Source organism: Serratia sp. CY29653, assembly GCF_052169255.1.
GTDB lineage: Bacteria > Pseudomonadota > Gammaproteobacteria > Enterobacterales > Enterobacteriaceae > Serratia > Serratia sarumanii.
In genome coordinates, this window is record NZ_JBJNLC010000004.1 from 60,614 (window position 1) to 83,590 (window position 22,977).

The 22,977-nt window shown below is 62.8% G+C and carries 18 protein-coding genes; 14 read left to right on the forward strand and 4 right to left on the reverse strand.

Features of this window, described 5'->3' with window-relative positions; all coding sequences use genetic code 11:
- The first annotated feature begins 78 nt into the window (after nucleotides 1-78).
- Nucleotides 79-1,431: a molecular chaperone gene (yegD, locus tag ACJ8HN_RS18475; protein WP_033648831.1), complete on the forward strand. Its 1,353-nt coding sequence runs from the start codon at nucleotides 79-81 to the stop codon at nucleotides 1,429-1,431.
- Between the two features lie 51 nt (nucleotides 1,432-1,482).
- Nucleotides 1,483-2,049: a GNAT family N-acetyltransferase gene (locus ACJ8HN_RS18480; protein ID WP_442523798.1), complete on the forward strand. Its 567-nt coding sequence runs from the start codon at nucleotides 1,483-1,485 to the stop codon at nucleotides 2,047-2,049.
- On the opposite strand, the gene ACJ8HN_RS18485 is transcribed toward ACJ8HN_RS18480, so the two are convergent.
- Nucleotides 2,046-2,663 carry a pyridoxamine 5'-phosphate oxidase family protein gene (locus tag ACJ8HN_RS18485; protein ID WP_060439452.1) on the reverse strand — a complete coding sequence of 206 codons (618 nt, stop codon included), beginning with the start codon at nucleotides 2,661-2,663 and terminating at the stop codon, nucleotides 2,046-2,048. The genes ACJ8HN_RS18480 and ACJ8HN_RS18485 overlap by 4 nt on opposite strands.
- A 61-nt stretch (nucleotides 2,664-2,724) precedes the next feature.
- Nucleotides 2,725-3,678: an aldo/keto reductase gene (locus ACJ8HN_RS18490; protein ID WP_041036271.1), complete on the reverse strand. Its 954-nt coding sequence runs from the start codon at nucleotides 3,676-3,678 to the stop codon at nucleotides 2,725-2,727.
- Nucleotides 3,679-3,950: 272 nt separating this feature from the next.
- Here ACJ8HN_RS18490 and ACJ8HN_RS18495 point away from each other — a divergent pair, with 272 nt between their 5' ends.
- Genes ACJ8HN_RS18495 through baeR form a run of 6 tightly spaced genes read left to right on the forward strand, consistent with a single transcriptional unit; the run spans nucleotide 3,951 to nucleotide 14,924 of the window.
- Nucleotides 3,951-5,192 carry an MdtA/MuxA family multidrug efflux RND transporter periplasmic adaptor subunit gene (locus ACJ8HN_RS18495; RefSeq protein ID WP_442523799.1) on the forward strand — a complete coding sequence of 414 codons (1,242 nt, stop codon included), beginning with the start codon at nucleotides 3,951-3,953 and terminating at the stop codon, nucleotides 5,190-5,192.
- Nucleotides 5,192-8,311 carry an MdtB/MuxB family multidrug efflux RND transporter permease subunit gene (locus ACJ8HN_RS18500; RefSeq protein WP_049194873.1) on the forward strand — a complete coding sequence of 1,040 codons (3,120 nt, stop codon included), beginning with the start codon at nucleotides 5,192-5,194 and terminating at the stop codon, nucleotides 8,309-8,311. The genes ACJ8HN_RS18495 and ACJ8HN_RS18500 overlap by 1 nt, the downstream gene beginning before the upstream one ends.
- Nucleotides 8,308-11,388, forward strand: a complete 3,081-nt coding sequence (mdtC, locus tag ACJ8HN_RS18505) for a multidrug efflux RND transporter permease subunit MdtC (RefSeq protein WP_442523800.1) — start codon at nucleotides 8,308-8,310, stop codon at nucleotides 11,386-11,388. The genes ACJ8HN_RS18500 and mdtC overlap by 4 nt, the downstream gene beginning before the upstream one ends.
- 10 nt (nucleotides 11,389-11,398) lie before the next feature.
- Nucleotides 11,399-12,829: an MFS transporter gene (locus ACJ8HN_RS18510; protein WP_442523801.1), complete on the forward strand. Its 1,431-nt coding sequence runs from the start codon at nucleotides 11,399-11,401 to the stop codon at nucleotides 12,827-12,829.
- A complete protein-coding gene (baeS, locus tag ACJ8HN_RS18515) occupies nucleotides 12,826-14,208 on the forward strand; it encodes a two-component system sensor histidine kinase BaeS (protein WP_442523802.1) in 1,383 nt (460 codons plus the stop codon). The genes ACJ8HN_RS18510 and baeS overlap by 4 nt, the downstream gene beginning before the upstream one ends.
- Entirely contained in the window at nucleotides 14,208-14,924 is a 717-nt protein-coding gene (baeR, locus tag ACJ8HN_RS18520) for a two-component system response regulator BaeR (protein ID WP_063990502.1), read from the forward strand. The genes baeS and baeR overlap by 1 nt, the downstream gene beginning before the upstream one ends.
- Before the next feature lie 7 nt (nucleotides 14,925-14,931).
- On the opposite strand, the gene ACJ8HN_RS18525 is transcribed toward baeR, so the two are convergent.
- The gene (locus ACJ8HN_RS18525; protein WP_442523803.1) at nucleotides 14,932-15,321 is read right to left on the reverse strand and encodes a type II toxin-antitoxin system VapC family toxin; all 390 of its coding nucleotides are present in this window, start codon (nucleotides 15,319-15,321) and stop codon (nucleotides 14,932-14,934) included.
- 3 nt (nucleotides 15,322-15,324) lie between these two features.
- A complete protein-coding gene (locus ACJ8HN_RS18530) occupies nucleotides 15,325-15,588 on the reverse strand; it encodes an antitoxin (RefSeq protein WP_442523804.1) in 264 nt (87 codons plus the stop codon).
- Nucleotides 15,589-15,926: 338 nt separating this feature from the next.
- Between ACJ8HN_RS18530 and ACJ8HN_RS18535 the strand changes: the two genes are divergently transcribed.
- The 6 genes from ACJ8HN_RS18535 to ACJ8HN_RS18560 all read left to right on the forward strand — a co-directional run bounded on the left by ACJ8HN_RS18535 (nucleotide 15,927) and on the right by ACJ8HN_RS18560 (nucleotide 22,954).
- Entirely contained in the window at nucleotides 15,927-16,265 is a 339-nt protein-coding gene (locus ACJ8HN_RS18535; protein WP_033648841.1) for a YegP family protein, read from the forward strand.
- Nucleotides 16,266-16,445: 180 nt separating this feature from the next.
- Complete coding sequence (trhP, locus tag ACJ8HN_RS18540) at nucleotides 16,446-17,798, forward strand: prephenate-dependent tRNA uridine(34) hydroxylase TrhP (RefSeq protein ID WP_033635545.1); 1,353 nt, start codon at nucleotides 16,446-16,448, stop codon at nucleotides 17,796-17,798.
- A gap of 466 nt (nucleotides 17,799-18,264) precedes the next feature.
- A complete protein-coding gene (gene yegS / locus ACJ8HN_RS18545; protein ID WP_033635546.1) occupies nucleotides 18,265-19,170 on the forward strand; it encodes a lipid kinase YegS in 906 nt (301 codons plus the stop codon).
- A gap of 166 nt (nucleotides 19,171-19,336) precedes the next feature.
- Nucleotides 19,337-20,551 carry a D-mannonate dehydratase ManD gene (gene manD, locus ACJ8HN_RS18550; RefSeq protein ID WP_047570971.1) on the forward strand — a complete coding sequence of 405 codons (1,215 nt, stop codon included), beginning with the start codon at nucleotides 19,337-19,339 and terminating at the stop codon, nucleotides 20,549-20,551.
- 5 nt (nucleotides 20,552-20,556) lie between these two features.
- Nucleotides 20,557-21,573 (forward strand): Zn-dependent oxidoreductase, encoded by a 1,017-nt coding sequence (locus ACJ8HN_RS18555; protein ID WP_442523846.1) that lies wholly within the window; start codon nucleotides 20,557-20,559, stop codon nucleotides 21,571-21,573.
- Between the two features lie 91 nt (nucleotides 21,574-21,664).
- Entirely contained in the window at nucleotides 21,665-22,954 is a 1,290-nt protein-coding gene (locus ACJ8HN_RS18560; protein ID WP_033648844.1) for an MFS transporter, read from the forward strand.
- Nucleotides 22,955-22,977: the final 23 nt, after the last annotated feature.

The window sequence follows — 22,977 nt, forward strand, 5'->3', positions numbered from 1 at the left end:
TCGCGCATTGGCGCATTGCCCGCCGGCCCCGTCTCGGGTAAAGTCGCCCCCCTTCATTGGCATGGGGACAAAAAAGAGATGTTTATTGGATTCGATTACGGGACAGCCAACTGTTCCGTCGCGGTGATGCGCGACCACGGCCCCGAGCTGCTGACGCTGGAAAACAACGAACCGTATCTGCCTTCGATGCTGTGCGCGCCGACCCGCGAAGCGGTGAGCGAATGCCTGCACCGCCATTGGCAGGTGCCGACCGGCAGCGAAGAAAACCAGCAGCTGCTGCGCCGCGCCATCAGTTACAACCGCGAAGAGGACATTCCGGTCAACGGCGACAGCGTATTGTTCGGCCTGCAGGCGCTGGCGCACTACATGGAAGATCCGGAAGAGGTGTATTTCGTGCGCTCGCCGAAATCCTTCCTCGGCGCCAACGGACTGAAACCGCAGCAGATCGCGCTGTTCGAAGACCTGGTGTGCGCCATGATGTTCCACATCAAACGCCAGGCGGAAAACGTGCTGCAGACCGGTATCGAGCAGGCGGTGATCGGCCGGCCGATCAACTTCCAGGGCATCGGCGGCGAAGAGGCCAACCGGCAGGCGCAGGGCATTTTGCAGCGCGCCGCCGAACGCGCCGGTTTCAAAGCCATTGAATTCCAGTTCGAGCCGGTGGCGGCGGGGCTGGACTTCGAGGCGACGCTGAGCGAAGAGCAAACCGTGCTGGTGGTGGACATCGGCGGCGGCACCACCGACTGCTCGGTGCTGCTGATGGGGCCGCAGTGGCGCGACCGCGCCGATCGCCAGCAAAGCCTGCTGGGCCACAGCGGCTGCCGGGTTGGCGGTAACGATCTGGACATCATGCTGGCCTTCAAACAGTTGATGCCGCTGTTCGGCCTGGGCGGCGAAACCGCGAAAGGCATCGCCCTGCCGGCGCTGCCTTACTGGAACGCGGTGGCGACCAACGACGTGCCGGCGCAAAACGACTTCTACAGCGCCGCCAACGGCCGCGTGCTGCGCGATCTGATCCTCGACGCGGCGGAGCCGGAAAAGGTCAAACGCCTGCTGAAAGTGTACCAGCAGCGCCTGAGCTACCGACTGGTGCGCGCGGCCGAAGAGAGTAAGATAGCCCTGTCCGGCCAAACCGCCATCAGCGCGCCGCTCGGCTTCGTGCAGGCCGATCTGGCGGAGAGCATCAGCCAGGCTCAGCTCGCCGACGCCATCTCGCAGCCGTTGATGCGCATCCAGGAACAGGTCAGCGCCGCGCTGGCCAGCAGCCAGACCGCGCCGCAGGTGATCTACCTGACCGGCGGCAGCGCGCGCTCCCCCCTGCTGCGCGCCGCGCTGCAACAGCAGCTGCCAGGCATTCCGATCGTTGGCGGCAACGACTTCGGCTCGGTCACCGCCGGGCTGGCGCGCTGGGCGCAAACGCTGTTCCGTTGACGGCCCAAGGGCGCGGCTCGTCGCGCCCTTGCTCATTGGAGGCTATACATCATGTCAACCATCCTTACCCTCGACAGCGCCAGGCTGCGCCTGCGCCCCTGGCGCGACGAAGATCTGCCGGCCTTCGCTGCGCTTAACGCCGATCCGCAGGTGATGCGCTATTTCCCGGCGACGATGACGGCCGAGGAAAGCCGCGCGCAGGCCGAACGCATCCGCGCCTTCATGCAACAACATGGCTGGGGGCTATGGGCGGTGGAAGTGAAAGACGGCGCGCCCTTTATCGGATTTGTCGGGCTGGCGCGGCCGGGCGACGATCTGCCCTGTTCCCCCTGCGTGGAGATTGGCTGGCGGCTGGCGGCGGCCCACTGGGGCAACGGCTACGCCGCTGAAGCGGCACGCGCGGCGCTGGCGTGCGCCTTCGACACGCTTCACTTGCCGGAAATGGTGTCCTTCACCGCCGAAAACAACCAACCGTCGCGCCGGGTGATGACGCGCATCGGCATGCAATTTGACGGCGAAACCTTCCTGCACCCACGCCTGCCGGCGGGCCATCCGCTGCAAAAGCACGTCTTGTACCGGCTGAACCGGCAAACGTGGCGCGAACGTCGCGGCGATTAATACAGCGTATCCTTCAGCCGCTGCGGCAGCGCCTGGTCGTACTCCTCACCGTCGAAGCGCGTTTGGCTCACCGTGGCCAAGATATGGCCGGGGCTGGGCAGCGCCGAACGTTCGAGGCGGCTGCCCTCTTCCCAGAGTCCCGAACGCAAGATCGCCCGGCTGCACTGGAAAAACACCGCCTCCACCCGAATGCGCAGCACCGAACGCGGCAGCTGATTGCGGTGGGCGAAGCGCTGCAGCACCGCCGGCGCCACCACGATCTCCGCCCGCCCGTTAATCCGCAGCGTTTCGCCGATGCCGGGGATCAGCAGCAGCAGCGCCACCCGGTTGTCGTGCAGAATATTGCGCAGGCTGTCGATGCGGTTATTGCCGCGCCGATCCGGCAGCAGCAGGGTTTTCTCGTCTTCGATATGGATAAAACCGGCCGGATCGCCGCGCGGCGAGACATCCATGCCGTCCGGCCCGACCGTCGAGAGGGCGGCAAACGGTGCCGCCTCGATAAACGGGCGGTACGCCGGGTGAATATAGCTGACTTCTTTAAACACCGAGGGCGCGGCGGGTTTGCCGTACAGCTGTTCCAGCGTCGCGAGGTCGTTGATGGTATCGCCAGACATTGCAGTTTCCTGAATAAGTCATATTGACCCCTTCAGCATAGAGCAAAATCGCCGGCGGCTCTTACTCAGCGCTGGCGTGGTTCAGCGTCTGAATGTCGTCCGCATCCAGCGTCAGGCGGGTGGCGCTGACCAACTCATCCAACTGCGGCAACGAGGTGGCGCTGACGATCGGCGCGGTGATGCTCGGGCGCGCAATCAGCCAGGCCAGCGAGACCTGCGCCGGGGAGCTGCCGTGCTTGCCCGCCACCTGATCCAGCGCCGCCAGAATGCGGAAACCGCGCGGGTTAAGGTAGCGTTCGACGATGCGATCGCCGCGCTGGCTTTTGCCCTCGTCCGCTTTGCTGCGGTATTTGCCGGTCAGGAAGCCGCTGGCCAGCGCGAAGAAGTTGATCACCCCGAGGCCATGGCGCTGCGCCACGCCTTCCAGCTCGGCCTCATACCCTTCGCGTGCATACAGGTTATATTCCGGCTGCAGGGTTTCGTAGCGCGCCAGCCCGTTGCTTTCGCTCACCCGCAGCGCTTCTTCCAGGCGATCCGCCTGATAATTGGAGGCGCCGATCGCCCGCACCTTGCCGGCCTTGATCAGCGCATCGAACGCCGCCAGCGTCTCTTCCAGCGGCGTATCGCGGTCATCGTCGTGCGACTGGTAGAGATCGATATAATCGGTTTGCAGACGGCGCAGCGAGTCCTCCACCGCCTGCTGAATATAGCGCGGCGACAGCCCCTGTTTGCCTTCCCCCATCGGTTTGCCCACCTTGGTGGCGATGATCACCTGGTCGCGCTTGCCGCTCTTCTTGAGCCATTCGCCGATGACGGTTTCCGATTCGCCGCCCCGGTTGCCCGGCGCCCAGCTGGAATAGACATCGGCGGTATCGATAAAGTTGAGCTGATTGTCCACCAGCGCATCCAGCAGGCTGAAAGAGGTCGCTTGATCCGCCGTCCAGCCGAACACGTTGCCGCCGAAGGTTAACGCCGGCACCTGAATGCCCGAACGGCCCAGTTGTTTCTTGCTCATCACAAAGGCTCCATGGGTTAAATGATTTGCCTGTTAATTATTAGCGCCAAATGCAGGAAATCGTTAAAACGCATTGGCTATAAGCCGGAATAAATCACTTATAAACATAGCACGCTCAAATCACCCACTTATTAGGACAATGCTGACGGTTCCTCCATATTTCCTTCATTTTTATGCCGTCTTCGCTGGCTAAACTAGTATCCTGTAAGGAGTGTCATTTTTGTGGCAATGAGTGCCCGCGTCCCTGCCTTTTGGAGAGAATTTTCACCACCATGAATGCAAAACCCCAACGTCGTTCCCTGCTGCTGCGCCTGCTGGTTGCGGCGATTGCGATCATCGTCGCCGTTCTGGCCTGGCGCCATTTCAGCGCCGCCCAACCGGCCACCGGGACGACGCCGGGCGCGCACCAGGCCGCCGGTAAAACGGGAGCGGGCCGCGCGGCGGGCGGCAGACGCGGCGCGCCGATGTCGCCGGTGCAGGCGGCGACCGCCACCCGCCAGACGGTGCCGCGCTATCTTTCCGGCTTGGGCACCGCCACCGCCGCCAATACCGTGACCGTCACCAGCCGGGTCGATGGCCAGCTGATGGCGATCCACTTTACCGAAGGCCAGCAGGTCAAAGCCGGCGATCTGCTGGCGGAAATCGATCCCCGGCCGTTCCAGGTGCAGTTGACCCAGGCTCAGGGGCAGTTAGCAAAAGATCAGGCCACGCTGGCCAACGCCCGGCGCGATCTGGCGCGCTATCAGCAGCTGGTGAAAACCAATCTGGTTTCCCGTCAGGAGCTGGATACGCAAGCCTCGCTGGTGCAGCAGACCGAAGGCGCGATCAAGGCCGATCAGGGCGCGGTCGACAGCGCCAAACTGCAGATCACCTACAGCCGCATCACCGCGCCAATCGACGGCCGCGTCGGCCTGAAACTGGTCGACGTCGGCAACTACGTCACCAGCGGCAGCACCACCGGTCTGGTGGTGATCACGCAAACGCACCCGATCGACGTGGTGTTCACGCTGCCCGAAGGCAACATCGCCGATCTGCTCAAGGCGCAAAAAGCCGGGCCGGTGGGCGTCGAAGCCTGGGATCGCACCAACCAGAACAAGCTGACGACCGGTTCGCTGCTGAGCCTGGACAACCAAATTGATACCGCCACCGGCACCATCAAGCTGAAAGCGCGCTTCACCAACGAAGATGACGCGCTGTTCCCCAACCAGTTCGTCAACGCGCGGCTGCAGGTGGATACCCTGCACGATGCGGTGGTTATCCCGACCGCCGCGCTGCAGATGGGCAACGAGGGCAACTTCGTCTGGACGCTCGGCGAAGACAACAGGGTCAGCAAACATCGGGTCACCGCCGGCGTGCAGGACAGCCGGCAGGTGGTGATCAGCGCCGGCCTCAACGCCGGCGATCGGGTGGTGACCGACGGCATCGATCGCCTGACCGAAGGCATGCAGGTGGAAGTGCTAGCGCCGGCGGCGGCCAACGCCAAGCGCGAACCTGACGTTCAGAGGAAGCCCTGATGCAGGTGATGCCTCCCAACGCCGGCGGCGGTCCGTCCCGCCTGTTTATTCTGCGTCCGGTCGCCACCACGCTGCTGATGGTGGCGATATTGCTGGCGGGGATTATCGGCTATCGCGCGCTGCCGGTGTCCGCCCTGCCGGAGGTGGATTACCCCACCATCCAGGTGGTGACGCTGTATCCCGGCGCCAGCCCGGACGTGGTGACCTCCGCCATTACCGCGCCGTTGGAACGCCAGTTCGGCCAGATGTCCGGCCTCAAACAAATGGCGTCGCAAAGCTCCGGCGGCGCCTCGGTGGTCACGCTGCAGTTCCAGCTGGCGCTGCCGCTCGACGTCGCGGAGCAGGAAGTGCAGGCGGCGATCAACTCCGCCACCAACCTGCTGCCGACCGATCTGCCCTACCCGCCGATCTACAGCAAGGTTAACCCGGCCGATCCGCCGATCCTGACGCTGGCCGTGACCTCCACCGCCATGCCGATGACGCAGGTGGAAGACATGGTGGAAACCCGCGTGGCGCAAAAAATTTCTCAGGTGACCGGCGTCGGCCTGGTGACGCTGGCCGGCGGCCAACGCCCGGCGGTGCGCGTAAAATTGAACGCCGCGGCGGTCGCCGCCTATGGCCTGAACAGTGAAACCATCCGCGCCGCCATCAGCAACGCCAACGTCAACTCGGCGAAAGGCAGCCTGGACGGCCCGACCCGCTCGGTCACCCTGTCCGCCAACGACCAAATGAAATCCGCCGACGACTATCGCCAGCTGATCGTCGCCTATCAGAACGGCGCGGCGATCCGCCTGCAGGATATCGCCACCATCGAACAAGGAGCGGAAAACACCCGGCTGGCGGCCTGGGCCAACAAGCAACAGGCGATCGTGCTGAACATTCAGCGCCAGCCCGGCGTCAACGTCATCACCACCGCCGACAGCATCCGCGAAATGCTGCCGACGCTGATTAAAAGCCTGCCCAAGTCGGTCGACGTCAAGGTGCTGACCGATCGCACCACCACCATCCGCGCCTCGGTCAGCGACGTGCAGTTCGAGCTGCTGCTGGCGATCGCGCTGGTGGTGATGGTGATCTACGTGTTCCTGCGCAACGTGCCGGCGACCATTATCCCCAGCGTGGCGGTGCCGCTGTCGCTGGTCGGCACCTTCGCCGCCATGTACTTCCTCGGCTTCTCCATCAACAACCTGACGCTGATGGCGCTGACCATCGCCACCGGCTTCGTGGTGGACGACGCCATCGTGGTGATCGAGAACATCTCGCGCTACATCGAGAAAGGGGAAAAACCGCTCGACGCCGCGCTGAAAGGCGCCGGCGAGATCGGCTTCACCATCATCTCGCTGACCTTCTCGCTGGTGGCGGTGCTGATCCCGCTGCTGTTCATGGGCGACATCGTCGGCCGCCTGTTCCGCGAGTTCGCCGTCACGCTGGCGGTAGCGATTTTGATCTCCGCCGTGGTGTCGCTGACGCTGACGCCGATGATGTGCGCGCGCATGCTCAGCCACGAATCGCTGCGCAAGCAGAACCGGTTTTCCGCCGCCTCCGAGCGCTTTTTCGACCGGGTGATCGCGCGATACGGCCAGTGGCTGAAAACGGTGCTTAACCATCCCTGGCTGACGCTCGGCGTGGCCGTCGGCACCCTGGCGCTGACGGTATTGCTGTACCTGCTGATCCCGAAAGGCTTCTTCCCGGTGCAGGACAACGGCATCATTCAGGGCACGCTGGAAGCGCCGCAGAGCGTCTCGTTCAGCAATATGGCCGAGCGCCAGCAGCAGGTCGCGGCGCAGATCCTCAAAGATCCGGCGGTGGAAAGCCTGACCTCGTTCGTCGGCGTCGACGGCAGCAACGCCACGCTCAACAGCGGCCGGCTGCAGATCAATCTGAAGCCGCTGAGCGAACGCAGCGAGCGCATTCCGGCGATCATCAGCCGCCTGCAGCAGCAGACGGCGCAGTTCCCCGGCGTGAAGCTGTATCTGCAGCCGGTGCAGGATCTGACCATCGATACCCAGGTCAGCCGCACCCAGTACCAGTTCACCCTGCAGGCGATGTCGCTGGACGATCTCAGCCTGTGGGTGCCGCAGCTGATGGATGAGCTGAAGCAAACCCCGCAGCTGGCGGACGTCACCAGCGACTGGCAGGATCAGGGGCTGGTGGCCTACGTCAACGTCGATCGCGATTCGGCCTCCCGCCTCGGCGTCACCATGAGCGACGTGGACAATGCGCTGTACAACGCGTTCGGCCAGCGCCTGATCTCCACCATCTACACCCAGGCCAACCAATACCGCGTGGTGCTGGAGCACGACGTCAGCGCGACGCCGGGGCTGGCGGCGCTCAATGAGATCCGTCTGAGCGGCAACGACGGCGCCGTGGTGCCGCTGAGCGCCATCGCCAAAATCGAAGAGCGCTTCGGCCCGCTGTCGGTCAACCATCTCGACCAGTTCCCGTCGGCCACCGTTTCGTTCAACGTCGCCGACGGCTACTCGCTCGGCGAGGCGGTCGACGCGGTCACCCAGGCGGAAGAAAATCTCAACATGCCGAGGGACATCACCACCCAATTCCAGGGGGCGACCCTGGCCTTCCAGGCGGCGCTCGGCAGCACGCTGTGGCTGATTTTAGCGGCGGTGGTGGCGATGTACATCGTGCTGGGCGTGCTGTATGAAAGCTTCATTCATCCGGTCACCATCCTCTCCACCCTGCCGACCGCCGGGGTCGGCGCGCTGCTCGCGCTGATGATGGCCGGCAGCGAGCTGGACGTGATCGCCATCATCGGCATCATCCTGCTGATCGGCATCGTGAAGAAGAACGCCATCATGATGATCGACTTCGCGCTGGCGGCGGAACGCGAACAGGGCTTATCGCCGCGCGACGCCATCTATCAGGCCTGCCTGCTGCGTTTTAGGCCGATCCTGATGACCACGCTGGCGGCCTTGCTCGGCGCACTGCCGCTGATGCTGAGCACCGGTGTCGGCGCGGAGCTGCGGCATCCGCTCGGCGTCTGTATGGTCGGCGGTTTGATCATGAGCCAGATCCTGACGCTGTTCACCACGCCGGTGATCTACCTGCTGTTTGACAAACTGGCGCGCAACACGCATCGCCAGCCGGATACGCAGGAGCTACAGTGAAATTCTTCGCCCTGTTCATTCACCGGCCGGTGGCCACCACCCTGCTGACGCTGGCCATCGCCATCAGCGGCGCGATCGGTTTTCGCCTGCTGCCGGTGTCGCCGCTGCCGCAGGTGGACTTTCCGGTGATTTCGATCAGCGCGTCGCTGCCGGGCGCCTCGCCGGAAACCATGGCGTCCTCGGTGGCGACGCCGCTGGAGCGCGCATTGGGCCGCATCGCCGGGGTTAACGAAATGACCTCGATGAGCTCGCTCGGCAGTACCCGGGTCATTTTGCAGTTCGATCTCGATCGCGACATCAACGGCGCCGCGCGCGACGTGCAGGCGGCGATCAACGCCGCGCAAAGCCTGCTGCCGACCGGCATGCCGAGCCGCCCCAGCTACCGCAAGGTCAACCCTTCCGACGCGCCGATCATGATCCTGACGCTGACCTCGGACACCTACAGCCAGGGGCAGCTTTACGATTTCGCCTCCACCCAGCTGGCGCAGAAGATCAGCCAGACCGAGGGCGTCGGCGACGTTTCCGTGGGCGGCAGCTCACTGCCGGCGGTGCGGGTGGAGCTGAACCCTTCGGCGCTGTTCAATCAGGGCGTGTCGCTGGACACCGTACGGCAGGCCATCGCCAACGCCAACGTGCGCCGCCCGCAGGGCGCCGTGGAAAACCCGCAGCAGCGCTGGCAGATCCAGGCCAACGACGCGCTGAAAACCGCCGATGCCTACCGTCCGCTGATCGTTCATTACAACAACGGCTCGGCGGTGCGTTTGGCCGACGTGGCCGAGGTCAACGACTCGGTGCAAGACGTGCGCAACGCCGGGATGACCGACGCCAAACCGGCGATCATTCTGGCCATCAGCCGCGCGCCGGACGCCAACATCATCGAAACCGTCGATCGCATTCGCGCCGAGCTGCCCGCCCTGCAGGAGAATATCCCGGCCTCGATTAAACTCAGCGTCGCGCAGGATCGTTCGCCGACCATTCGCGCGTCGCTGGCCGAGGTGGAACAGTCGCTGGCGATCGCCATCGGGTTGGTGATCCTGGTGGTGTTCATCTTCCTGCGCTCCGGGCGCGCCACGCTGATCCCGGCGGTCGCCGTGCCGGTGTCGCTGATCGGCTCGTTCGCCGCCATGTATCTGTGCGGGTTCAGCCTCAACAACCTGTCGCTGATGGCGCTGACCATCGCCACCGGCTTTGTGGTGGACGACGCCATCGTGGTGCTGGAAAACATTTCCCGCCATGTCGAAGCCGGCATGAAACCGATCAACGCCGCGCTGCTGGGCGCGCGGGAAGTCGGCTTCACCGTGCTGTCGATGAGCGTTTCGCTGGTGGCGGTGTTTATCCCGCTGCTGCTGATGGAAGGCCTGCCGGGGCGCCTGTTCCGCGAGTTCGCCGTCACCCTGTCGGTATCGATCGGGCTGTCGCTCATCGTCTCGCTGACGCTCACGCCGATGATGTGCGCCTACCTGCTGCGCCACCAGCCGCCGCGTTCGCAGCGGCGGGCGCGCGGCTTCGGCAAAATGCTGCTGGCGCTGCAGCAGGGCTACGGACGCTCGCTGAACTGGGTGCTCGGCCACTCGCGCTGGGTGCTGGCGGTGTTCCTCGCCACCCTTGCGCTCAACGTCTGGCTGTATATCAGCATCCCGAAAACCTTCTTCCCGGAACAGGATACCGGGCGCCTGATGGGCTTTATCCAGGCCGACCAAAGCATTTCGTTCCAGGCGATGCGCGGCAAACTGGAAGACTTCATGAAAATCGTGCGCGAAGATCCGGACGTGGAAAACGTCACCGGTTTTACCGGCGGCTCGCGCACCAACAGCGGTTCGATGTTCATCTCACTGAAACCCCTGTCGATACGCAGCGACGACGCGCAGAAAGTGATCGCCCGCCTGCGCGCTCGCCTGGCCAAAGAACCGGGCGCCAGCCTGTTTCTGATGGCGGTGCAGGATATCCGCGTCGGCGGCCGGCAGGCCAACGCCAGCTACCAATATACGCTGCTGGCGGACGATCTCGCCGCGCTGCGCGAATGGGAGCCGAAGATCCGCACCGCGCTGGCCGCATTGCCCGAGCTGGCGGACGTCAACTCGGATCAACAGGATAAAGGCTCGGAAATGGATATGGTCTACGATCGCGAAACCATGGCGCGCCTCGGCATTTCGGTGTCCGACGCCAACAACCTGCTGAACAACGCCTTCGGCCAGCGGCAGATTTCGACCATCTATCAGCCGCTCAATCAATACAAGGTGGTGATGGAAGTGGCGCCGCCCTACACCCAGGACGTGAGCTCGCTGGACAAAATGTTCATCATCAACAACGAAGGCAAGGCGATTCCGCTCTCTTATTTCGCCAGTTGGCGGCCGGCCAACGCGCCGCTGTCGGTCAACCATCAGGGGCTGTCCGCCGCCTCGACCATCTCCTTTAACCTGCCGGACGGCGGCAGCCTGTCGGACGCCACCGCCGCGGTAGAGCGCACCATGACTCAGCTCGGCGTGCCGTCCACGGTGCGCGGCGCGTTCGCCGGCACCGCCCAGGTATTCCAGGACACCCTGAAGTCGCAGCTGATCCTGATCCTGGCGGCGATCGCCACGGTGTATATCGTGCTCGGCGTGCTGTACGAGAGCTATATCCATCCGCTGACCATCCTTTCCACGCTGCCTTCCGCCGGCGTGGGGGCGCTGCTGGCGCTCGAGCTGTTCGGCGCACCGTTCAGCCTGATCGCGCTGATAGGCATCATGCTGTTGATCGGCATCGTGAAGAAAAACGCCATCATGATGGTCGACTTCGCGCTCGAGGCGCAGCGCAACGGCGGCATCAGCGCCCGCGAGGCGATTTTCCAGGCCAGCCTGCTGCGTTTCCGGCCGATCATGATGACCACGCTGGCGGCGTTGTTCGGCGCGCTGCCGCTGGTGCTGACCAGCGGCGACGGCGCGGAGCTGCGCCAGCCGCTCGGCATCACCATCGCCGGCGGTCTGGTGATGAGCCAGCTGCTGACGCTGTACACCACCCCGGTGGTCTACCTTTACTTCGACCGGCTGCAGGCGAAGTTCCGCCGCAACAAGCAACTGGCCCCGCTGCCCCATTAATGGCTGACCGATGCTGATGAAACACACCGCCACGGTACGCTGGCAACTCTGGATAGTGGCGTTCGGCTTCTTTATGCAGACGCTGGATACCACTATCGTCAACACCGCCCTGCCCTCGATGGCCGCCAGCCTGGGGGAGAACCCGCTGCGCATGCAGTCGGTGATCGTCTCCTATGTGCTGACGGTGGCGGTGACGCTGCCGGCCAGCGGCTGGCTGGCGGATAAGGTCGGCGTACAGCGGGTGTTTTTCAGCGCCATCGTGCTGTTCACCCTCGGCTCCATTCTCTGCGCCCGCTCGGAAACCCTGAACGAACTGATCGCCGCGCGCGTGATTCAGGGCATCGGCGGCGCGATGATGGTGCCGGTCGGCCGCCTGACGGTGATGAAGATCGTGCCGCGCGAGCAGTACATGGCGGCGATGACCTTCGTGACGCTGCCGGGCCAGATCGGCCCGCTGATGGGGCCGGCGCTGGGCGGCTTTCTGGTGCAATACGCCAGCTGGCACTGGATTTTCCTGATCAACATTCCGGTGGGGATCGTAGGCGCCATCGCCACGCTGCTGCTGATGCCCAACTACCAAATGCAGACCCGACGCTTCGACCTCAGCGGCTTTATCCTGCTGGCGATCGGCATGGCGTCGCTGACGCTGGCGCTCGACGGCCACAAGGGCATGGGGCTCTCCGGCAGCGCCATCGCCGGCCTGGTGGCGCTGGGCGTAGCGGCGCTGTTGGGGTATGTTTGGCATGCCTACGGCAATAGCCGCGCCCTGTTCTCGCTGCGGCTGCTGCGCACCCCGACCTACAAAATCGGGCTGCTGGCCAGCCTGCTGGGGCGCATCGGCAGCGGCATGCTGCCGTTCATGACGCCGCTGTTCCTGCAGGTGGGCATGGGCTTTACGCCGTTCCACGCCGGGCTGATGATGATCCCGATGATCATCGGCAGCATGGGCATGAAACGCATCGTGGTGCAGGTGGTCAACCGCTTCGGCTACCGCAACGTGCTGGTGGCCGCCACGCTGCTGCTGGCGCTGGTCAGCCTGAGCTTCCTGCTGGCGGCGATGCTCGGCTGGCTGTGGCTGCTGCCGGTGGTGCTGTTCTTCCAGGGGATGGTCAACTCGCTGCGCTTCTCGGCGATGAACACCCTGACGCTGAAAGATCTGCCGGACCGGCTGGCCAGCAGCGGCAACAGCCTGTTGTCGATGGTCATGCAGCTGTCGATGAGCCTCGGCGTCAGCGTCGCCGGCATCTTGATCGGCAGCTTCGCCCATCACCAGGTGGTGGCCGATAGCCCGGCCATCCACGGCGCATTTATTTACAGCTACTGCTGTATGGCGTTGATTATCGCTCTGCCCGCGCTCGCCTTCGCGCGCGTGCCGGCCGATAGCGCGCCCAACCGCACGCTGACCAAAGAGCCGGGTACCGGCTCAACGAGGTTGCAATGAGGATAGGCATTACCGGGAAACTGTTCCTGGCCATTTTCGCTACCTGCATGTTGGTGTTGATCACCATGCATTGGGGGGTGCGCGTCAGCTTTGAGCGCGGCTTTATCGATTACATCAAGAGCAGCAACGAGCAGCGCATCAACATGCTGAGCGAAGCGCTGGAGGAACAGTACAGCCATCATGGCAACTGGGTATTCCTGCGCAACAACGATCAGGTGGTCTACCAAATCATGCGTTCGTTCGAGCAGAACAGCGACAGCAGCCACAACCTGCCGCCCAAGGGCTGGCGCACCCAGTTTTGGGTCGTGGACAGCCAGTTCAATCGCTTGGTCGGGCATTCTGGCCCCCTGCCGAAGGAGGGGCCACGCCACCCGATCCGCTACAACAACGAGATCGTCGGCTGGGTGCTCACCACCCCGGTCGAGCGCCTGACGCGCAATACCGACATCAACTTCGATCGCCAGCAGCGGCGCACCAGTTGGATCATCGTCGCGCTCTCCACCCTGTTGGCGGCGGCGGTGACCTGGCTGCTGTCGCGCGGCATGCTGGCCCCGGTCAAGCGCCTGGTGGCCGGCACCCACCGCCTGGCGGCGGGGGATTTCACCACCCGCGTGGCGGTCAGCAGCCAGGATGAACTGGGCAGGCTGGCGCACGACTTCAACCAGTTGGCCACCTCGCTGGAAAAAAACGAGCAGATGCGCCGCGCCTTTATGGCCGATGTATCGCACGAGCTGCGCACGCCGCTGGCGGTGCTGCGCGGCGAGCTGGAGGCGCTGCAGGATGGCGTGCGCCAGCCGACGCCGGCGTCGCTCAGCTCGCTGCAGGCCGAGGTCTCCACCTTGACCAAACTGGTCGACGACCTGCACCAGCTGTCGCTCTCCGATCTCGGCGCGCTGGCCTATCGCAAGGCGTCGGTGGACTGCGTGCACCTGGTGCAGATCGCCGTCGCCGCCTTCCGCGAACGCTTCCGCGCCAAAGGGCTGGAGATCGTCACCCATCTGCCGGCCCAGGCGCCGCTGTTCGGCGATCCCGATCGCCTGAACCAGCTGTTCAATAATCTGCTGGAAAACAGCCTGCGTTACACCGACGCCGGCGGCCGGCTGGAGATCGGCGCCGAGCTGCAGCCGGGGAGACTGATCCTTTACTGGCAGGACAGCGCGCCGGGCATCAGCGATCAGCAACTGACGCGCATTTTCGAACGTTTCTACCGGGCGGAGGGTTCACGCAACCGCGCCAGCGGCGGTTCCGGGCTGGGGCTGGCGATCTGCCACAACATCGTGGAAGCGCACGACGGGAAAATCCGCGCCGAGCATTCGCCTTTAGGCGGCGTGCGCATTACAGTAGAACTTGCTACCCCGATAAAAAATAAGGCGCCCTGATGGACATTCAGAATCAACCCGTGCAGATCATGATTGTTGAAGATGAGCCCAAGCTGGGCCAGCTGCTGGTGGATTATCTGCAGGCGGCGGGCTACGCCACCCGCTGGCTGACCAACGGCAACGAGGTGGTGCCGACCGTGCACCAGCATCCGCCGGCGCTGATCTTGCTCGACCTGATGTTGCCGGGGGCCGACGGCCTGACGGTGTGCCGCGAGCTGCGCCGCTTCAGCGACGTGCCCATCGTGATGGTGACGGCGAAAATCGAAGAAATTGACCGCCTGTTGGGGCTGGAGATCGGCGCCGACGATTACATCTGCAAACCCTACAGCCCGCGCGAAGTGGTGGCGCGGGTGAAAACCATCCTGCGCCGCAGCTATCGGCCGCAGGAGAACGCGCGGGAAGATGACCTGCTGCACATCGATGAACCGCGCTTCCAGGCCAGCTATCAGGGGCAGTTGCTGGATCTGACGCCGGCGGAGTTCCGCCTGCTGAAAACGCTGGCCAGCCAGCCGGGCAACGTGTTTTCTCGCGAGCAGCTGCTGAACAACCTGTACGACGACTACCGGGTAGTCACCGACCGCACCATCGACAGCCACATCAAAAACCTGCGCCGCAAGCTGGAACTGATCGACGGGGAAAAATCCTTTATCCGCTCGGTATACGGCGTGGGCTACCGCTGGGAAGCCGAGCCCTGCCGGCTGATGAACGGGATTTAGGGGGAAATCAGCGCGTCCAGTCTTCAACCGCCAGCCCAGGCACCAGGGTAAAAGCGCGATCGTTGGTCACCAGCGTCGCACCACGGCTCTGCGCATGAGCGGCGATCAGTTGATCCAGCGCGCCCATGATTTTGCCCCTTCTCTCCATGTTCGCGCGCATTTCACCGTAGCAGCGGGCGGCCTCGCTATCCCATGCATAGACCGTCACCGCGGCAAGAAAGGCCTCGACCGTGCTTTGCAACGCCTTGCTCCGCCGTTTAGCGACACCGTAAAGCAGTTCCGCTTCCGTGACGCTGGAAATGCACACGGCAGAAGGCGGGAGCTTTTCCATGAGGTTAAGCACCTGCGGATGCTGCCGAAACAAGTGGCTGACGGTATTGGTATCAAACATGTACATCGCCTACTCGTCCTCTGAGAATGGATCGCGGTCTGCACCCCCTTGCAGACGATCCTCCGCGCCAAGAAACTCTTGCGGCACCGGCGTTTGGGCGATAATGCTCAGCAGCGGTGCCCAGCTGTCCGGCTTTGCCGGATATTTGGATAAAATCACGTTACCCTCCCGATCGCGACGGATATAGACACGATCCGTATCAAATTCAAATTCCACCGGTAACCTCACCGCCTGATTTCTGCCGTTTTTAAACAGCTTTGCGATTCTTTCCATCCAGACACCTCCACAGCAGGCATAGGCCAAAGCATATGCCTGTAGCGTGTCGATGCCAAGATGCACCGCTCATTTTTTATCCACATTGACGAAACGGCCAAACAGTAACGCGCTATCTCACGGGTTGAAACCCTGTTCCCCTCGTTATGCGGCGCACTGCGCAATCATCGCGCCTTCCCTTAGCTTCCCGTGCGGCGCCAGGTTCACCGAATGAAAACTCCGCGCCGGCGCAAAAAAACTGCGCATTTTTTCGACTAAGCTGCTGTGAGGTTTAGCCGCCGATTTTCAAGCGATTGGCTACACTTACATCACGAATCGGAACCTACAGGAGAAGAACCATGGCAATCGGTCATTATGAGCTGAAAAAAGCAAAGAACGGGCAGTACCACTTCAACCTGAAAGCCAGTAACGGCGAGAGCATCCTGGCCAGCGAAATGTACGCCAGCAAAGCCTCGGCGGAGAACGGCATCGCTTCGGTGCAGACCAATTCACCGCACGAAGCGCAGTACGAACTGAAGCACAGCACCAGCAATCAGCCCTATTTTGTGCTGAAGGCAAAGAACCATCAGGTGATCGGCGTCAGCGAAATGTACAGCTCCGAAAGCGCCGCCAAAAACGGTATCCAATCGGTGATGAAAAACGGCCCGACCACCGATATCCGCGATTTGAGCGCCTGATCTTTCCCTTTCTCCCGCGCGGTGGCCCGCCGCCGCGCATTTTCCGTTTGACCAAGATCAATCTCCCCTGAATAAATCCGGTTAACTGCTGATTTCTTGCCGCGCTGCGGCTACAATTCCCCGCTTTTACTGCGCCATCAGGTGGCGTGGTGCTGACCTGAAATCAGACCGAGACACACTATGTTTACACCGGAACTTCTCTCCCCGGCCGGAACGCTGAAAAATATGCGTTACGCCTTCGCTTACGGCGCCGATGCGGTTTACGCCGGCCAGCCGCGCTACAGCCTGCGGGTGCGCAACAACGAGTTCAACCACGAGAATCTGGCGCAGGGCATCAATGAAGCCCATGCGCTGGGCAAAAAATTCTACGTGGTGGTAAACATCGCCCCGCACAACGCCAAGCTGAAAACCTTCCTGCGCGATCTGAAGCCGGTTATCGATATGGGCCCGGATGCGCTGATCATGTCCGATCCCGGCCTTATCATGATGGTGCGCGAAGCCTTCCCGCAGATGGACATCCACCTGTCGGTGCAGGCCAACGCCGTTAACTGGGCGACGGTGAAGTTCTGGCAGCAAATGGGCCTGACCCGCGTGATCCTCTCGCGCGAACTGTCGCTGGAAGAGATCGCCGAGATCCGCGCCGAAGTGCCGGACATGGAGCTGGAGATCTTCGTGCACGGCGCGCTGTGCATGGCCTACTCCGGCCGCTGCCTGCTGTCCGGCTACATCAACAAGCGCGATCCCAACCAGGGCACCTGCACCAACGCCTGCCGCTGGCAGTACAAAGCGGAGGAAGGCAAAGAGGACGACACCGGCAATATCGTGCACCTGCACGAGCCGATCCCGGTGCAAACCGTCGAGCCGACGCTGGGCATCGGCGCGCCGACCGACAAGGTGTTCATGCTGTCTGAAGCGCAAAAGCCAGGCGAATATATGAGCGCCTTCGAAGACGAGCACGGCACCTATATCATGAACTCCAAGGATCTGCGCGCCATCCAGCACGTGGAGCGTCTGACGCAGCTCGGCGTGCACTCGCTGAAGATCGAAGGCCGCACCAAATCCTTCTACTACTGCGCCCGCACCGCCCAGGTCTACCGCCGCGCCATCGACGACGCGGCCGCCGGCAAACCCTTCGATCCGACTCTGCTTACGACGCTGGAAGGCCTGGCGCACCGTGGCTACACCGAAGGCTTCCTGCGCCGCCACGTGCACGAAGCGCAGCAGAATTACGACTACGGCTCCTCGCTCTCCGAGCGCCAGCAGTTCGTCGGCGAATTCACCGGCGTGCGCCGCGATGGCTGGGCGGAAGTCGACGTGAAGAATAAGTTCGCGCTCGGCGACAGCGTCGAGATGATGACGCCGGGCGGCAACGTGGTGTTCACCCTCGAGAGCATGCAAAATAAGAAAGGCGAGCCGATTGAGGTGGCGCCGGGCAACGGCCATATCGTTTATTTGCCGATCCCGCAGGATATCGATCTCAATTATGCGTTGCTGATCCGCAATTTGGCGGAAGAAAATAGCGCCGGGGCATAAAAATGAATCGCCGTCATTCGGCGGCGATTTTTAGCAAATATTAGAATTGGATCACATCAATGTGCGCGCAGCTTGGTTACTATCACGCTGCTTAAAACGAACAACGAAAATATTTGCATAGCAATACTAGGAACCACCTCCTTAGCCGGCCCAATCTCCCTTGGGCTGGCTTTTTCTTTATGGGTGCGCCTATTTTTTTCGCCGCGCCGATTTCCATAACTTATTCCCGTTATCCGTTTTAATAATAATAATCACGCCGCTTCGATATATAAATAACGCTACAGCGATTAATCCTCTCGTCTTTAAAACCTGGCTTATTTCCGGGTAAAATTCAGATAAATTCGCCTTGTTTCTTATTCACTGAACGCCGGGAAATAACCAGAATTAGCTGAATATTCTGATGGCCTGGTGGCGGCAGCTGGTTTATCTTGAGGCATTCTTGGTTTTCCGCCGGAGGATATCGGCAATGCCTCAACACTCACATGCGCCCGCCCTGCTTATCATCAACGGCAAAGGCGCCGGTAACGAAGAGCTGCGTCAGGCGGTCAAACGCCTGCGCGCAGAGCAAATCACGCTGCACGTGCGCGTGACCTGGGAGCACGGCGACGCCGCGCGCTATGTCGCAGAAGCCACGCAGCTCGGCGTCGGCACCGTCGTCGCCGGCGGCGGTGACGGCACCATCAACGAAGTGGCCGCCGCGCTGGTGCAACTGCCGGCGCACAACCGGCCGGCGCTGGGCATCCTGCCGCTCGGCACCGCCAACGACTTCGCCATGGCCTGCAACATCCCCCCTTCGCCGGAACAGGCGCTGCAGCTGGCGATCAAGGGCCGCTCGGTGCCGATCGATCTGGCGAAGGTCAACGGCGAGCGCTACTTCATCAACATGGCCACCGGCGGCTTCGGCACCCGCATCACCACCGAAACGCCGGAGAAGCTGAAGGCGGCTCTCGGCGGCGTGTCCTACTTCGTGCACGGCTTGCTGCGCATGGATACGCTGCAGGCCGACCGCTGTGAAATCCGCGGGCCGGACTTCCGCTGGGCCGGCGAGGCGCTGGTGATCGGCATCGGCAACGGCAAGCAGGCTGGCGGCGGCCAGGAGCTGTGCCCCAGCGCGCTGATCAACGACGGCCTGCTGCAGCTGCGCCTGCTGATCGCCGATGAGCTGCTGCCGGCGCTGGTCGCCGCCCTGTTCAACGACGAAGAGAGCAACAGCATCCTCAGCGCGGCGCTGCCGTGGCTCGAGATCGACGCGCCGCATGAGATGACCTTCAACCTCGACGGCGAACCGCTCAAGGGTCGCCATTTCCGCATCGAAGTGCTGCCGCAGGCCATCGAATGCCGCCTGCCGCCTAACTGCGCCCTGCTGGGCTGACCTTGTCGGGCGCAGCCGCTGCGCCCCGTTTCTTCCCCCGTTTACCCGCTTCCGCTCGCGATCAAATGTGATCCTCTCCGGCAAATTCATCAAATCATACTTGTATGGTAGTTAGTTCATGACGTATTTTCGCGCTATCTCTCCGCAGCTACAGGATGTGAAGGTTATGAAAATCGTCAACGCCGAGGTGTTCGTCACCTGCCCGGGGCGCAATTTTGTCACGCTGAAAATCACCACCGATGACGGCATCGTCGGCCTCGGTGACGCCACGCTAAATGGCCGCGAATTGCCGGTGGCCTCTTACCTGAAAGATCACCTCTGCCCGCAGCTGATCGGCCGCGACGCGCAGCGGATCGAAGACCTCTGGCAATTCTTCTACAAAGGCGCTTACTGGCGGCGCGGCCCGGTGACCATGTCGGCCATTTCCGCTGTCGACATGGCGCTGTGGGACATCAAGGCCAAGGCCGCCAACATGCCGCTGTATCAGCTGTTGGGCGGCGCCTCGCGCTCTGGTGTGATGGTGTATTGCCACACCACCGGCCACTCGATCGACGAGGTGCTCGACGACTACGCCAAACATAAAGAACAAGGCTTCAAGGCGATCCGCGTTCAATGCGGCGTGCCGGGTATGAAAACCACCTACGGCATGGCCAAGGGCAAAGGCCAGGCCTATGAGCCGGCCACCAAGGGCGACTGGCCGGAAGAGCAGCTGTGGTCGACGGAAAAATACCTCGATTTCACCCCCAAACTGTTCGACGCGGTGCGCAACAGGTTCGGCTTCAACGAACATCTGCTGCACGACATGCACCACCGCCTGACGCCGATCGAAGCGGCGCGCTTCGGCAAAAGCGCCGAACCGTATCGCCTGTTCTGGATGGAAGATCCGACGCCGGCGGAAAATCAGGCCTGTTTCCGCCTGATCCGCCAGCATACCGTCACGCCGATCGCCGTCGGCGAGGTGTTCAACAGTATCTGGGACTGCAAACAGCTGATCGAAGAACAGCTGATCGACTACATCCGCACCACCCTGACGCACGCGGGTGGCATTACCGGCATGCGGCGCATCGCCGACTTCGCCTCGCTGTATCAGGTGCGCACCGGCTCCCACGGCCCTTCCGATCTGTCGCCAATCTGCATGGCGGCGGCGCTGCATTTCGATCTGTGGGTGCCGAATTTCGGCGTGCAGGAATACATGGGCTATTCCGAGCAAATGCTCGAGGTGTTCCCGCACAGTTGGACGTTCGACGACGGCTATATGCATCCGGGCGACAAGCCGGGCATCGGCATCGAGTTCGATGAGAAGCTGGCGGCCCGCTACCCGTATGAACCGGCCTACCTGCCGGTCGCGCGTCTGGAGGATGGCACCTTATGGAACTGGTAAACACCATGCGCAGCGTCGTGATCGAACAGCCCGGGCGCCTGGCGCTGCAGACGCGCGCGCTGCCGCAGCCGGCGGCCGGCGAGGTGCGGGTCAAGGTGAAATTCGCCGGCATCTGCGGCTCCGACGTCCATATCTATCACGGCCATAACCCGTTCGCCCGCTATCCGCGGGTGATCGGCCACGAGTTCTTCGGCCTGATCGATGCGCTGGGCAAAGGCGTCGATCCAGCGCGCCTCGGTGAACGCGTCTCGGTAGATCCGGTGGTGAGCTGCGGCCACTGCTATCCCTGTTCAGTCGGCCGCCCCAACGTCTGCACCTCGCTGCAGGTGATCGGCGTGCACCGCGACGGCGGCTTCAGCGACTACGCCTGCGTGCCGGCGCGCAACGCCTATCCGATTCCGCCCACCATCAGCGATCGCCACGCCGCGATGATCGAACCCTTCACCATCGCCGCCAACATCACCGCCCATCTGCAACCGCGCCCCGACGACATCGCGCTGATCTACGGCGCCGGGCCGATGGGGCTCACGGTGATCCAGACGCTGAAAGGCGTGTACGGCGTCAAGCAGGTGTGGGTCGTCGATCGCATCGCCGAACGGCTGGACATGGCGCGCGCCAACGGCGCCGACGAGACGTTCAACAACGCCGAGGCCGCATTGCCGCAGATGCTGCAGCAGCGCGGCATTCAGCCGACGCTGATCGTCGATGCCGCCTGCCACCCCGCCATTTTGCCGGAGGCGATCAATCTGGCCTCGCCGGCGGCGCGCATCGGCATCATGGGCTTTTCCGGCGACGCCTGCACCCTGACCCAGCAGAGCATCACCAGCAAGGAGCTGTCGATCTTCTCCTCGCGCCTGAACAGCGCGCGCTTCCCGCAGGTGATCGGCTGGATGGCAGACGGCAAGCTAGACCCGCAGCGGCTGCTCACCCACTGCGTGCCCGCCGCCGACGTCGAACGGGCGATGCTGATGTTCGAGCGGGATCAGCGCACCTGCTGCAAGGTGCTGCTGCAGTTCGAGTAACGCCAAGGCAGCATCGGGGCATTGGGCGGCACCCGCCGCCCGTGCAAACAACGAAGCATCACGATTAAAACGACACCCAGTGGAGCGCTTTATGTTTAAAAACCTGCGTTGGACCATCGTGTTCCTGCTGTTCATGGTCTACATGATCAACTACCTCGACCGCGTGGCGCTGTCGATCACCGTGCCAATGATCGAACAGGATCTGATGCTGAACGCCGAACAGTTCGGCCTGATTTTCGGCAGCTTCTTCTTCGGCTACGCCATCTTCAACTTCGTCGGCGGGCTGGCGGTCGACCGTTTCGGCCCGACGCTGGTGCTGGGCGTGGCGGTCGGTCTGTGGTCTATCTTCTGCGGCATGACGGCGATCGCCACCGGTTTTTACTCGATGCTGATCCTGCGCATCCTGTTCGGCATGGCCGAAGGGCCGATCTGCGCCTCGGCCAACAAGATGATCAACGGCTGGTTCCCGAAGAAGCAGGCGGCGACCGCCATGGGCCTGCTCAGCGCCGGTTCGCCTTTGGGCGGCGCGGTGGCCGGGCCAATCGTCGGCTATCTGGCGCTGGCGTTCGGCTGGCGACCGGCGTTTATGATCATCTGCGCCATCGGCATCGTCTGGATGCTGGTGTGGTTCTTCGTGGTGGCGGATAACCCGGCGAAAAGCCAGCGCGTCAGCGCCGAAGAACGGGCGCTGATCGCGCGGCTGAAACAGGAAAACCTCGGCGAGGAAAGCGCGCTGAGCGACGCCGCGCACGGGCTGGGTTACTACCTGAAGCAGCCGATCATTCTGGTCACCGCCTTCGCCTTCTTCTGCTACAACTACATTCTGTTCTTCTTCCTGAGCTGGTTCCCCTCGTATCTGGTGCAGGCGCACAACCTGAACATCAAAGAGATGAGCCTGACCACGATGATCCCGTGGATCGTCGGCTTCGTCGGGCTGGCGCTCGGCGGCTATATTTCCGACAAGATCTTCAACATCACCGGCAAATTGCTGCTGTCGCGCAAGATCGTGCTGGTCACCAGCCTGCTGGCGGCGGCGGTGTGCGTGGCGCTGGCGGGCACCGTCAGCAGCGTGGTGCCGGCAGTGATGCTGATGTCGGTGTCGATCTTCTTCCTTTACATCACCGGTGCTCTCTACTGGGCGATCATCCAGGACGTGGTGCATAAATCCCGGGTCGGCGGCGCCAGCGGGTTCATTCATTTGATCGGCAGCGTCTCCGGCATCATCGGGCCGATCGTCACCGGCTACATCGTGCAGAACACCGGCAAATTCGACAGCGCCTTTATGCTGGCGGGCGGCGTCGCCGCGCTGGGCGCGCTGCTGGTGCTGCTGGTGATCAAGGCGCCGCGCGCGACGGCGGGCGTGCAAATCTTAAAACCATAACGCCAGGCGGGGCGGCTTCGCCC

Coding starts and splice junctions, on each gene's coding strand:
- baeR (WP_063990502.1), top strand. CDS start 14,208: ATGGACATTCAGAATCAACCCGTGCAGATCATGATTGTTGAAGATGAG.
- manD (WP_047570971.1), top strand. CDS start 19,337: ATGAAAATCGTCAACGCCGAGGTGTTCGTCACCTGCCCGGGGCGCAAT.
- ACJ8HN_RS18490 (WP_041036271.1), bottom strand. CDS start 3,678: ATGAGCAAGAAACAACTGGGCCGTTCGGGCATTCAGGTGCCGGCGTTA.
- ACJ8HN_RS18535 (WP_033648841.1), top strand. CDS start 15,927: ATGGCAATCGGTCATTATGAGCTGAAAAAAGCAAAGAACGGGCAGTAC.
- ACJ8HN_RS18525 (WP_442523803.1), bottom strand. CDS start 15,321: ATGTACATGTTTGATACCAATACCGTCAGCCACTTGTTTCGGCAGCAT.
- baeS (WP_442523802.1), top strand. CDS start 12,826: ATGAGGATAGGCATTACCGGGAAACTGTTCCTGGCCATTTTCGCTACC.
- ACJ8HN_RS18560 (WP_033648844.1), top strand. CDS start 21,665: ATGTTTAAAAACCTGCGTTGGACCATCGTGTTCCTGCTGTTCATGGTC.
- ACJ8HN_RS18495 (WP_442523799.1), top strand. CDS start 3,951: ATGAATGCAAAACCCCAACGTCGTTCCCTGCTGCTGCGCCTGCTGGTT.
- ACJ8HN_RS18530 (WP_442523804.1), bottom strand. CDS start 15,588: ATGGAAAGAATCGCAAAGCTGTTTAAAAACGGCAGAAATCAGGCGGTG.
- yegS (WP_033635546.1), top strand. CDS start 18,265: ATGCCTCAACACTCACATGCGCCCGCCCTGCTTATCATCAACGGCAAA.
- trhP (WP_033635545.1), top strand. CDS start 16,446: ATGTTTACACCGGAACTTCTCTCCCCGGCCGGAACGCTGAAAAATATG.
- ACJ8HN_RS18500 (WP_049194873.1), top strand. CDS start 5,192: ATGCAGGTGATGCCTCCCAACGCCGGCGGCGGTCCGTCCCGCCTGTTT.
- ACJ8HN_RS18555 (WP_442523846.1), top strand. CDS start 20,557: ATGCGCAGCGTCGTGATCGAACAGCCCGGGCGCCTGGCGCTGCAGACG.
- ACJ8HN_RS18485 (WP_060439452.1), bottom strand. CDS start 2,663: ATGTCTGGCGATACCATCAACGACCTCGCGACGCTGGAACAGCTGTAC.
- ACJ8HN_RS18510 (WP_442523801.1), top strand. CDS start 11,399: ATGCTGATGAAACACACCGCCACGGTACGCTGGCAACTCTGGATAGTG.
- ACJ8HN_RS18480 (WP_442523798.1), top strand. CDS start 1,483: ATGTCAACCATCCTTACCCTCGACAGCGCCAGGCTGCGCCTGCGCCCC.
- yegD (WP_033648831.1), top strand. CDS start 79: ATGTTTATTGGATTCGATTACGGGACAGCCAACTGTTCCGTCGCGGTG.